Consider the following 11,767-nt stretch of genomic DNA (forward strand, 5'->3'; position numbering starts at 1 on the left):
GCCCGACGCATGCGCTCGGGCCCTGAAGGGAAGCACGTGACCACACAGATCCTCGACGGCCGCAGAACCGCTGCGACCGTCCGCACCGAACTCGCCGCACGGGTCGCCGCTCTGGCCGACCAAGGCGTCACGCCCGGCCTGGGCACGGTCCTCGTGGGGGACGACCCCGGAAGCCAGGCCTACGTCGCCGGAAAGCACCGTGACTGTGCCAACGTCGGCATCCTCTCGATCCGCAGGCACCTGCCGGCGGACACCACCCAACAACAGGTCGAACGAGTCATCGACGACTTGAACGCGGACCCGTCCTGCACCGGCTACATCGTCCAGTTGCCCCTGCCTAGAGGGTTGGACAGCAACGCCGTACTCGAGCGCATGGCCCCGGCCAAGGATGCCGACGGTCTCCACCCCGTTAGCCTCGGCCGCCTCGCCCTCGGTATCCCCGCCCCCCTTCCCTGCACCCCCCGCGGCATCGTCGAACTCCTCCGTCGCCACGACGTGCCGCTCGCCGGTGCTCGGGTCTGCGTCATCGGCCGAGGTGTCACGGTCGGCCGTCCGCTCGGGCTGCTGCTGACCCGCAGGGCCGAGAACGCGACGGTCACGTTGTGTCACACAGGCACCAAGGACCTCGCTGCCCACATACGGGAAGCCGACATAGTTGTCGCGGCGGCCGGATCACCGGCCATCGTGACACCCGACATGGTCCGCCCCGGTGCCGCCGTGCTCGACGTGGGCATCACCCGTACCGAACAGGGGCTCGTAGGCGACGTCCACCCAGATGTCGGGGAGGTCGCCGCATGGATCGCCCCTATGCCCGGCGGCGTAGGTCCCATGACCCGGGCGATGCTCCTCGCCAACGTCGTCGAGGCCGCCGAGCAGTCCTTGAACACCCCTGACAGCTACCGTTCGAGTGAGGCAGCATGAACCGCCCGCCCACCCCTTCCACCGCTTTGCTGAACACACCGCTCGCCGAGCTGGACCCGGAGGTCCATGCGGCGGTGGAGGCGGAGCTGGCTCGTCAGCAATCCACCCTAGAGATGATCGCTTCAGAGAACTTCGCTCCGGTCGCCGTCATGGAGGCCCAGGGCTCGGTTCTCACGAACAAGTACGCCGAGGGCTACCCCGGCCGCCGTTACTACGGCGGCTGCGAGCACGTGGACGTCACCGAGCGGCTCGCGATCGAGCGGCTCAACGACCTTTTCGGCTCGGCCCATGCCAATGTGCAGCCCCACTCCGGCGCCCAGGCAAACACGGCTGTCTTCTTCGCGCTGCTCCAGCCCGGAGACACCATTCTCGGCCTCGACCTGGCGCACGGCGGCCACCTGACGCACGGGATGCGACTGAACTACTCCGGACGCATGCTGAACGTCGTCCCGTACCATGTCGACCCCACCAGCTTCCTGGTGGACATGGACGAGGTCGAAGCGCTGGCCAAGGAACACCGCCCCAAAATGATCATCGCCGGGTGGTCGGCCTATCCGCGACAACTGGACTTCGCCCACTTCCGCCGCATCGCGGACGAAGTCGGCGCCTACCTCATGGTGGACATGGCCCACTTCGCCGGCCTGGTGGCCGCGGGCCTGCACCCCAGCCCCGTACCGCACGCCCATGTGACCACCACGACCACCCACAAGACGCTCGGCGGGCCCCGTGGCGGTGTCATCCTCACCAACGACGCTGCTCTGGCGAAGAAGCTGAACTCCGCCGTCTTCCCGGGAATGCAGGGCGGCCCGCTGGAGCACGTGATCGCCGCCAAGGCAGTGGCGTTCAAGGTGGCCGCGTCGTCCGTGTTCCGCGAGCGTCAGGAGCGGACCATCCGTGGAGCCCGTATCCTCGCGGGCCGGCTTTCCCAGCCTGATGTGGCCGACGTGGGCGTGCGCGTCCTGACCGGCGGCACGGACGTCCATCTCGTGCTGGTCGACCTACGCCACTCCGCCCTCGACGGCCGGCAGGCGGAAGACCTCCTGCACGAGGCTGGCATCACCGTCAACCGCAACGCCGTTCCCTTCGACCCCAGGCCGCCCATGGTGACCTCCGGCCTCCGCATCGGCACTCCCGCCCTCGCGACACGGGGATTCGGTGAAGAGGCATTCACCGAGGTGGCCGACATCATCGCCCGCGCACTGCGCCCCGACCCCGACCTTGCCGCCCTGCGGGCGCGGGTCGCGGTGCTCGCCGACATGTACCCCCTCTACGCCGCACTTCCGGGAGGCACATCATGACGCCCCGTCTCCCCGGCGCCGACCTCCCGGAGCACCCCGACTGGCTCTGGCGCTCCCCGGCCCCGAAGAAGTCCTACGACGTCGTAATCGTCGGTGGTGGCGGCCACGGTCTCGCCACCGCCCACTACCTCGCAAAGAACCACGGCATCACCAACGTCGCCGTGATCGAGCGGGGCTGGCTGGGCGGCGGCAACATGGCCCGCAACACCACGATCATCCGCTCCAACTACCTGTGGGACGAGAGCGCGGGCATCTACGAACACGCCCTGCGGCTCTGGGAGGGCCTGGAGGAGGACCTCGACTACCCGGTCCTCTTCTCGCAGCGCGGTGTACTCAACCTCGCACACAGCCTCCAGGACGTGCGCGACAGTGTGCGACGGGTGGAGGCCAACCGGCTCAACGGCGTCGATGCCGAGTGGCTGGAGCCGGAGCAGGTCAAAGAGGTCTGCCCCATCGTCAACATCTCGCCCGACGTTCGCTACCCGGTTCACGGCGCCACCTACCAGCCACGGGCCGGCATCGCGAAGCACGACTATGTAGCCTGGGGGTTGGCCAGGGCGGCGGACGCGGCCGGTGTCGACCTCATCCAGAACTGCGAAGTCACCGGCGTGGACGTCCGCGACGGACGGGTCGTCGGTGTACAGACCTCGCTGGGGACCATCGCAGCCGGAAAGGTCGCCCTCTGCGCGGCCGGCCATTCGTCGGTGCTCGCAAAGATGTCGGGCTTCGATCTGCCGCTACAAAGCCACCCCCTCCAGGCCCTCGTCTCGGAACTCCTGGAACCCATTCATCCCACCGTGGTGATGTCCAACGCCGTCCACGTGTACGTCAGCCAGGCCCACAAGGGCGAGCTGGTGATGGGCGCCGGCATCGACGCCTACAACTCGTACACCCAGCGCGGTGCCTTCCACATCATCGAGCGTCAGATGGCGGCTGCCCTCGAGCTATTCCCCGCCTTCGCCCGCGCACACGTCCTGCGCACATGGGGCGGCATCGTCGACGTCAGCCCAGACGCCTCACCCATCGTCGGACTCACCCCCGTCCAGCACCTCTACCTCAACTGCGGCTGGGGAACCGGGGGCTTCAAGGCGACTCCCGGAGTGGGATCAGTCTTCGCCCACACCATCGCCCACGACGACCCTCATCCGCTGAACCGGCCCTTTGCCCTTGACCGCTTCACCACTGGCGCGCTCGTCGACGAACACGGCGCGGCAGCGGTGGCCCACTGAGGAGTCAGACATGGTGCTCATCTCCTGCCCCTGGTGCGGGCCACGCGACGAAGTCGAATTCCACTACGGCGGCCAGGCGCACGTCCCGTACCCCGAGGACCCCGCAGCCCTGACCGATGAGGAATGGGCGTCGTATCTCTTCTTCCGCGACAACCCCAAAGGCCCCCACGCCGAGAGGTGGAGCCACACCGACGGGTGCCGCAGATGGTTCAACGCCGTCCGGAACACGGCGACCAACAAATTCCTCGCCGTGTACCGGATTGGCGAGCCGAGGCCGGTGACCGCATGACCTCGCAGCCCTTCCGCCTGACCGACCGCGGGCGCGTCTCCCGTACGGAGACCCTCCGCTTCATCTTCGACGGGCAGCCCTACGAGGGTTACCGGGGAGACACACTCGCTTCGGCCCTTCTGGCCAACGGTGTAAACCAGACCGGCACGAGCGTGAAGCTCGGACGCCCCCGAGGCATCTTCGCCGCGGGAAGCGAGGAACCAAACGCCGTCGTCCAGATCGAAGCCCCCTTCCTGGAGCCCATGCTCCCCGCGACGACCGTCGAACTGTACGACGGCCTTGTCGCGAGCAGCCTTCCAGGACAGGGGCGGCTCTCTACACAACCGGACCCTGCACGCTACGACGCGGTGTACGCCCACTGCGACGTCCTCGTCATCGGGGCCGGCCCCGCTGGTCTCACTGCCGCGAGGACCGCCGCGGCCGACGGCGTACGCGTCATCCTCATCGACGAACAACCCGAGCCGGGCGGCAGCCTGCTCGGCACCAGTGAGCGGTTGGACGGGGTACTGGGTACGTCCTGGGCTGCGAAGGTCGTTGAGGAACTGGAAACCTCGCCCGACGTACACGTATTGCGGCGCACCACAGCCTTCGGCCATTACGACGACAACTATGTACTCGCCGTCGAGCGTCGCACCAACCACCTCGGATGGCGAGCCTCCGAGCACGCTGCCCGCGAGCGAATCTGGCGGATCAGAGCACGCCGCGTGATCCTGGCCACCGGCGCCTACGAACGGTCCTTGGCCTTCGCGGGCAACGACCGGCCGGGCGTGATGCTCGCCAGCGCCGCCCGCACTTACGCGGCTCGCTATGGAGTGGCGACGGGCCGTCGGGCCGTGGTGTTCACCACCAATGACAGCGGCTACGAGACCGCTAGGGACCTTGCCGCAGCGGGCATGGAGATCGCCGCCGTCGTCGACACCCGGCTCGCACCGGGGGAGTGGGCGCGGCATGCCGACGAGGCGCAGATCAACGTCCTCCCAGGGCATGTCGTCATCGCGACGGAAGGCGACCCCCGAGTGTCGTCGGTGACCGTCGCCCCGTCCGGCGACCACACGTCCCGAACGCGCATCGACGCCGACCTGCTGCTGGTCTCCGGCGGCTGGAACCCCGTCGTCCACCTCTTCAGCCAAGCGGGAGGCCAACTGCGGTACGACGAGGGCGTCGGTTCCTTCATCCCCATGGCGTGCGGCCAAGGGGTCGAAGCCGTGGGCGCCGCCAGCGGCTCCTTCTCGCTGGGCGAGTGCCTGACGGACGGCCGAGCGGCAGGGCGCCGCGCCCTCGTGGCGCTGGGCCTCACCGAAGGTGAGAGCCGCCCTCTGCCCCGTACCGAGCCGGTTCCCCGCGTCTGCCCGCCGGACCACCTGTTCATCGTCCCCGCGCAGGACGGCGACCACAGACTGCACTTCGTCGATCTCCAACGCGACGTCACCGCCGAGGACCTGCGGCGCGGCACAGGCGCCGGCCTGACATCGGGTGAGCACCTAAAGCGCTACACCACGGCGGGCACGGCCCACGACCAGGGCAAGACGTCCGGCGTCCTGACCACTGGGGTCGTGGCACACCTGCTCGACGCCGACCCGGCGTCCCTGGGCACGACCACCTTCCGGCCGCCCTTTACACCGGTGTCCTTCGCGGCACTCGCCGGCCGGGACCGTGGCAGACTGCACGACCCCGTGCGGGTCACGGCCCTGCACGCCTGGCATGTGACGCACAACGCCGCCTTCGAGAACGTCGGCCAGTGGAAACGCCCCTGGTACTACCCTCTGGCCGGCGAGGACATGGAAACCGCGGTCCTTCGCGAGTGCCGGGCCGCACGTGAGGGCGTCGCCCTCATGGACGCGTCGACACTCGGCAAGATCGAGGTGGTCGGAGCCGACGCCGGGACCTTCCTCGACCGCCTCTACACGAACATGATCAGCACGCTGAAGCCGGACATGATCCGCTACGGGGTGATGTGTCGCCCCGACGGCATGGTGTTCGATGACGGCACCGTCATCCGGCTCGGTCCCGAACACTTCCTGGTCACAACCACCACAGGCAACGCCGCCGCTGTCCTGGACTGGATGGAAGAGTGGCTCCAGACCGAATGGCCCGACCTGCGTGTCCACTGCACCTCGGTCACCGAGCAGTGGGCCACCGTCGCCCTCGTCGGGCCCCGATCGCGGGAACTCCTCGGCCAGCTCGCACCCGGGCTCGCCGTCGACAACGACACCTTCCCGTTCATGGCCTGGCGGGACACCCAAGTCGCCGGAGTGGCCGCGAGGGTGTGTCGGATCAGTTTCTCCGGCGAGCTCGCCTTCGAAATCAACGTGGCCCCCTGGGAGGCGGAGGCACTCTGGTCCGCGCTGTACGAGGCGGGCCTTCCGCTGGGCATCACGCCCTACGGGACGGAGACCATGCATGTGCTGAGGGCGGAGAAGGGCTACCCCATCGTCGGTCAGGACACCGACGGGACCATCACTCCCCAGGACCTGGGCATGAGCTGGGTGGTCTCGAAGAAGAAGCCCGACTTTATCGGCAAGCGCTCCTTCGCACGACCCGACACCAGCCGGTCCGACCGCAAGCACCTGGTCGGGCTCCTCCCCGACGACCCCGGCACGCTGCTGCCTGAAGGCACACACCTGATCACCACCGAGACACTGTCCGATCCTCCCGTGCCAATGCTCGGTCACGTTACCTCCAGCTATCGCAGCGCGGCCCTGGGCAGCACCTTCGCCCTGGCGCTCATCCGCGGTGGGCGCGACCGCATTGGCGAGCGTCTGTACGCGCCCGTCGGCGGCACCCTGGTCCCGGTGAAGGTCACCGGTCCCGTTCTCTACGACCCGGAAGGAGCACGCCGTGACGGCTGAGACAATCGCCCGCCGCAGTCCGCTGAGCCATGCCAGGACAGCGCTGTCAGCTACCACTCGAGCCTCCCGCGGTGCGGTGCGGATGGCAGAACTGCCGTATCTCGCCCAGATCAACTTGCGCCTCGACCCCAAGGGGCCGGCCGCCGACTCCATCGGTGACCTCCTGGGCGCACCGCTGCCCGTCAAGCCCGACACCGTGGTGCGTACGGGCACGTTGGTCATCCTGTGGCTCGGCCCGGACGAATGGCTGGTCGTAGGCCCACCCGATGCACGAGACGCTTTGCGGGAGAAGCTCGCTGACGCTCTGGGACCGGAACACGGTTCGGTCGTCGATGTCTCTGCCCAGCGTACGACGTTGCTGGTCGGAGGGCCGCGGGCCCGCGACCTGCTGGCCCACGGTTGCCGCATCGACCTTCACCCAGGGGCGTTCGGTCCCGGGCAGTGTGCTCAGACGACCTTGGCTCGGACACAGGTGATCCTGGTGCCCCGGGACGGCACCCGCCCCGGGTACTGGGTGCTGGTCCGTTCCTCGTTCGCGGCATACCTGGCGGAATGGCTGATGGATGCGGCATCCGAGCTCATCGTCCGCGAGGCGTAGAAAGAGCGGAGCCGCCGTCCGGACTGGTGGTCCGGGCGGGGGCTCCGTCGTGGGTGCCTACTGCCGGATGTCGTGAGGGGGAGGGCGAACTGGTCGTTCTGCGTGAGCGGCTGGAGACCGAGACCATTGGCGATGGTGCGGCCGATGCTGTAGAGGGTGGCGTGCTGCTGGGAGACGAAGCCGCTCTTGGTAAGGCCGGGGGAGCCGGCGACGATGGTGGGGATGCGCTGGGTTCCCGAACCCCAGTCTTCGTCATATGTGAAGACCAGGAGGGACCTCTTCGTCTGCCGGGCGGGTGAGGTGAAGATCTTGCCCGTCGTGTTTTTTGACCCCTTGGTCGGGCCCTGGGACTTCTACAGGGCGCGCCTTGCATCGAGTTGTAGGAATTAGTGTGTGGACGGCCTGGACGATGGTGCCGATGCGGCGGGTGGAGCATCTGGCTCGTCGTAGTAGCCGCCAGGACTTCAGTTGTGCGAAGGCCCGTTCCCCCGGTGCTCTCAGCCGGGCGTGATCGCGGTTGAACTGCTTGTAGTGCGCGGGTTGTTCGCGGTGGTGGTAGTACGGGGTGCGGACTGTGGCGCCGGCGCCCTGGTAGGCGCGGTCGGCAAGGGCGAGGATCTGCCGGGTCAGGCAGGCCTGGACAATGCCGTGGGCCCGGGCTGCGGTCAGGTCGTGGGTGCGGCCGGGCGTCGCGCGGGAGAACCACAGCGGTGTGCCGTCGGGACGGGCAATGACCTGCACGTTTATCCCGTGCCTGCGGTGCTTCATCGAGTAGTACGGCTCGTCGGCACGGATCCGGTCGAGGGGGATCAAGGTGCCGTCAACGATGACGTGGTCGCCTTCACCGAGGCCGGTGAGCGCTTCATGGAGGCCGGGCGCCCAGCTGGCCAGGACGTCCAAACATGCTCGACCAGCTCGTGCGGGACATCGAGCATGGCAGGATACGGAACCACCGGCCCCTTCGGTCACCGGTGTGTTGAGTGAGATCACCACGCCAACGACGAGGGGCCCTGCCTCGTCACCACACCCGCTGACCGGCCCATTTCACCCTCCAGCACAGGATGAAAGAGGCTCAGTGGCCGCCAGCTTGGTCGTGGCATAAGACCCGACAGCTTCTGCCCCAGCCCGTCGTGCGGCTGGCTCGTATAGACGACGCTGTGTTGTGCCGTCGGCTTCGGCTCTGTCGTCGCCCAGAAGTGCTTATTCGCCAGCTGCGCGTGGTCGCGCACGTCACCACCCGATCGGGATGCGTTTCAAGTTCATCGTCCTCCTGGTTCCGGGACCTGCACGCCCTGAGCATAGTGAATAAGATTTCGGCCCTCCGGTTGCATTGGCTACTGGATTGTGCGCGCATTTATTCCTTGGCATGCGCACCCGATATGGGGATGTTTTTTGTGGGTGATGAATAGGTGTCCGCGATACCCGCAATGTTTCCTGAACTTATTGCGTCTAGGTGTCCTCACATGTCAGCGTGCGTATCGAGTGCCAATGGAAAGATGGCTCCGCCGTCAAGGAAGAGCAGGGCGCCCATGTATCTTGCGGATAGTCGCAACAACTCTGCTCCGGCGGAAAGGAAGCGGAGACACCGGCCCTCCGGAGCGTTGCCCGGAACGGTCTTCGCCCTCGGCGCGGTCAGTCTGATCACTGATGTTTCAGCGGAGATGGTGACCGCGGTGATTCCCCTCTACCTGGTAGTGGGGCTCGGAATGTCTCCGCTGGGATTCGGCCTGCTGGATGGTACACAGAACGGGATCGCCGCTGTCGTCCGGTTGATGGGCGGGCACCTGGCTGACCGTGGGGGCGGTCGGCACAAGACGGTGGCGGCCGTGGGGTACGGGCTCTCCGCTCTGTGCAAGCCACTGCTCCTGTTCGCACACACCCTGCCGGCGATCATCGCGGCGCTCGCCGTCGACCGCACCGGAAAGGGGCTGCGCACCGCCCCCCGGGACGCCATGATCTCCCTTTCGACCCCACCCGAGCACCGCGGCCGGGCCTTCGGCGTGCACCGGGCCATGGACACGGTCGGAGCCCTCATCGGTCCTCTGGTGGCCTTCGGCGTGCTGCACGCCGCCCAGGGCCCGCTCGCCGGAACGGATGCCAACCGTGGTTACGACGCGGTCTTCGCCGTCAGCGGTTGCATCGCCGTACTCGGCGTTCTGGTGCTCCTGCTTTTCGTGCCGAACCGGATTGGCACCCGTTCGCTTACAGCCGACGCACAGCCCTCAGCGGGCCTTCGCCTACGGGACTCGCTGGCACTGCTGAAGAACCGGGGGATGCGCAGACTTACAAGTTGCGCGTTCCTCCTCGGCCTCACGACCGTCAGCGATGCCTTCCTGTACCTCCTCATCCAGCGCCGGATGGACCTGCCTGCCCACCTGTTCCCCATCCTGCCGCTCGCCACCGCCGCCGTCTTCCTGCTGCTCGCCGTACCGGTGGGGATGCTGGCCGACCGTATCGGCCGACGGCGGATGTTCCTCGCTGGCCACGCGGCCCTGCTCGCCGTGTACGCCCTGATACCGACCACCGCAGCCGGCCAGACCGGTCTACTCGCCGCGATGCTGGCACTGCACGGCTTCTTCTACGCCGCCACCGACGGTGTCCTGGTGGCCGCCACAACCGAAGCGGTGCCACCGGAGCTGCACGGCACGGGAATAGCGCTGGTCGGCAGCGGCCAGGCGCTGGCCCGCTTCGTCTGCTCGCTCGCTTTCGGCGCCGTCTGGACCACTTGGGGCGACGGTACGGCGCTCACCCTGGCCACTGTCGGCCTCGTCCTGTGCACCGTGATCGCGGCCGCGCTGCTCCGACCGAACTCTGCGACCTCTGAAGGACACGAATGAATCGCACATCACGCCTGTTGATCGTCGCCATTGCCGTCGTGCTACTCGCCGGCATCGCCACCGCCGCTGTGTTGCGCAGTTCCGCGGGAGCCGGGGCCCAACGTGACCGGGCCCAGGCGGGCACGCGGGAGGCGAAGGCCACGCTGTCCCTGGCGGAAAAGGGGGATCGTCGACTGGTGTTCCGCAATATGGTCTGGGGAGAACACCGGGACGAGGTGAGCTCCGTTCCCGCCGGTGCCTCCGGCAAGGAGCGCGCGGTCTCAGGGCTGAAGTGCCTGCGGTTCTATGCGGCAGCCGGTACAGGGGTCTGTCTCCAGCAACGCCAAGGAAAGCTCCGCGACAGCCATCGGGCGCTCGTGCTGGACGCCAACATGGGGGTGGTGCGCACGCTTCCTCTCGCGGGCATACCCACACGCGCCCGGGTCTCGCCGTCGGGGAGCATGGTCGCCTACACGGTCTTCATCCGGGGTGAGTCCTACACGTCGGTTGCCTTCTCGACCCGTACGTCGATAGTCGACACACGAAACGGGACGCACCACGCCAACCTGGAGGAGTACGCGGTCACCAAGGAGGGAAGGCACTACAAGTCGCCTGACATCAACATCTGGGGTGTGACGTTCATCGACGACGCCCACTTCTACGCCACCATGGTGACCAAGGGAGTGACGTATCTCGTCAAGGGCGACACCGCCGCGCGGACCCTCAGCACCCTCAGGCGGAACGCCGAGTGCCCTTCCCTGTCACCGGACGGGACTCGCCTCGTCTACAAGAAGCGCGTGTCCGGTCTGCCGGCTCACCTGCCCTGGCAGCTCTTCGTGCTCGATCTGCGCACCGGCCAGGAGCGGCCGATCGCCGAACGGCGCAGTGTGGACGACCAGGTGCTGTGGGCGGACGACGAGACCCTGTTGTACGAGGTGCCCAACGGGGCCAACACTCACCTGTGGACCGTTCCGGCGGATGGCAGCGGCCGCCCCGTCAAGGTACTATCCCACGGGTCCAGCCCTGCCTATGTCAACTGACCACGGGTACAGGATTTGAGGGCCAACCGCTGATTCAAGCGGGTTTCCGAGGTCTACTGGTTGGTTTGGTGGGTGGCACCAGTGTGATGGTGGGCCCACTGCCGCACTCCGTTCCAGGCCCTGCGTCAGCAGCCGGGCCATTTCCTCATAGCCCTGCGCCGAGAACAAACACATCGCGAACACGAAGTACACCACCACCCGGTGGCATGCTGTTCCCGGCGTCCGCACTGACGATCACCTCATCGACCGCCTCGGGCGGAAATACCCGCGTCACACACGCAGAGCAATTGAGTCCGACAACCGCTCACCCGACGACTTCACCTGTCCAGGCATTGGCACACCGCTCGCAACGCCCAACACCAGGCAAAGTTGCCAGTATTGGCCCTAACGAGCTCGTGCATGGTTGGCGGTAGCGCATTGAGACCTTGATCGTTGATCATGGTCTGCGTGGTGGGGAATCGGGCGCGTGCAGCAATCCTGAACTCGTTGCTGAGGTCGGCCCGTTGTGGCACGAGCGGCACCAGGCCGTGCTGACGTCACGCCCTCGCCGCGGGCCGTTGGTGCCGGGGCCAAGCACAAGCTGGTCTTCGTCGACCGCCTGCTGGCCACGCTGGTGCACCTCCGCCATAGTCGTGTTGGTCGTTGGTTGTGGTGTGCCAAGGCCTGGACAGGTGAAGTCGTCGGGTGAGCGGTTGTCGGACCGGATCGCTCTGGGTGTGTTGACGCG

Annotated in this window: 7 protein-coding genes and 3 pseudogenes; 8 read left to right on the forward strand and 2 right to left on the reverse strand. The window is 67.3% G+C overall.

The features are described 5' to 3' along the window. Positions 1-36: 36 nt before the first annotated feature. The 5 genes and pseudogenes from ACWGH0_RS22490 (at position 37) to ACWGH0_RS22510 (ending at position 7,184) form a co-directional block, all read left to right on the forward strand. Complete coding sequence (locus ACWGH0_RS22490; RefSeq protein WP_453405974.1) at positions 37-921, forward strand: bifunctional methylenetetrahydrofolate dehydrogenase/methenyltetrahydrofolate cyclohydrolase; 885 nt, start codon at positions 37-39, stop codon at positions 919-921. After that, positions 918-2,219 carry a serine hydroxymethyltransferase gene (gene glyA, locus ACWGH0_RS22495; RefSeq protein WP_453405975.1) on the forward strand — a complete coding sequence of 434 codons (1,302 nt, stop codon included), beginning with the start codon at positions 918-920 and terminating at the stop codon, positions 2,217-2,219. The genes ACWGH0_RS22490 and glyA overlap by 4 nt, the downstream gene beginning before the upstream one ends. Continuing rightward, positions 2,216-3,448 (forward strand): sarcosine oxidase subunit beta family protein, encoded by a 1,233-nt coding sequence (locus tag ACWGH0_RS22500; protein WP_453405976.1) that lies wholly within the window; start codon positions 2,216-2,218, stop codon positions 3,446-3,448. The genes glyA and ACWGH0_RS22500 overlap by 4 nt, the downstream gene beginning before the upstream one ends. 10 nt (positions 3,449-3,458) lie before the next feature. Next, positions 3,459-6,586, forward strand: a pseudogene (locus ACWGH0_RS22505) (sarcosine oxidase subunit delta family protein). An 82-nt stretch (positions 6,587-6,668) separates the two neighbouring features. Beyond that, entirely contained in the window at positions 6,669-7,184 is a 516-nt protein-coding gene (locus ACWGH0_RS22510; RefSeq protein WP_453405977.1) for a sarcosine oxidase subunit gamma, read from the forward strand. 384 nt (positions 7,185-7,568) lie between these two features. Here the strand turns inward: ACWGH0_RS22510 and ACWGH0_RS22515 are convergent. After that, positions 7,569-8,177 (reverse strand): annotated as a pseudogene (locus tag ACWGH0_RS22515) (transposase family protein); the annotation flags it as partial. Between the two features lie 536 nt (positions 8,178-8,713). On the opposite strand from ACWGH0_RS22515, the gene ACWGH0_RS22520 reads away from it, so the two are divergent. Together ACWGH0_RS22520 and ACWGH0_RS22525 are read left to right on the forward strand one after the other, a co-directional pair. Further along, positions 8,714-10,021 carry an MFS transporter gene (locus ACWGH0_RS22520; RefSeq protein ID WP_453405978.1) on the forward strand — a complete coding sequence of 436 codons (1,308 nt, stop codon included), beginning with the start codon at positions 8,714-8,716 and terminating at the stop codon, positions 10,019-10,021. Beyond that, the gene (locus ACWGH0_RS22525; protein ID WP_453405979.1) at positions 10,018-11,040 is read left to right on the forward strand and encodes a TolB family protein; all 1,023 of its coding nucleotides are present in this window, start codon (positions 10,018-10,020) and stop codon (positions 11,038-11,040) included. The genes ACWGH0_RS22520 and ACWGH0_RS22525 overlap by 4 nt, the downstream gene beginning before the upstream one ends. Here ACWGH0_RS22525 and ACWGH0_RS22530 read toward each other — a convergent pair. After that, positions 11,005-11,268, reverse strand: a complete 264-nt coding sequence (locus ACWGH0_RS22530; protein ID WP_453405980.1) for a transposase domain-containing protein — start codon at positions 11,266-11,268, stop codon at positions 11,005-11,007. The two genes, ACWGH0_RS22525 and ACWGH0_RS22530, sit on opposite strands and share 36 nt — an antisense overlap. A gap of 197 nt (positions 11,269-11,465) precedes the next feature. Between ACWGH0_RS22530 and ACWGH0_RS22535 the strand changes: the two are divergent. After that, positions 11,466-11,668: pseudogene (locus ACWGH0_RS22535) on the forward strand (transposase family protein); the annotation flags it as partial. Positions 11,669-11,767: the final 99 nt, after the last annotated feature.

The sequence above is a fragment of the Streptomyces sp. NPDC054887 genome, assembly GCF_053610585.1.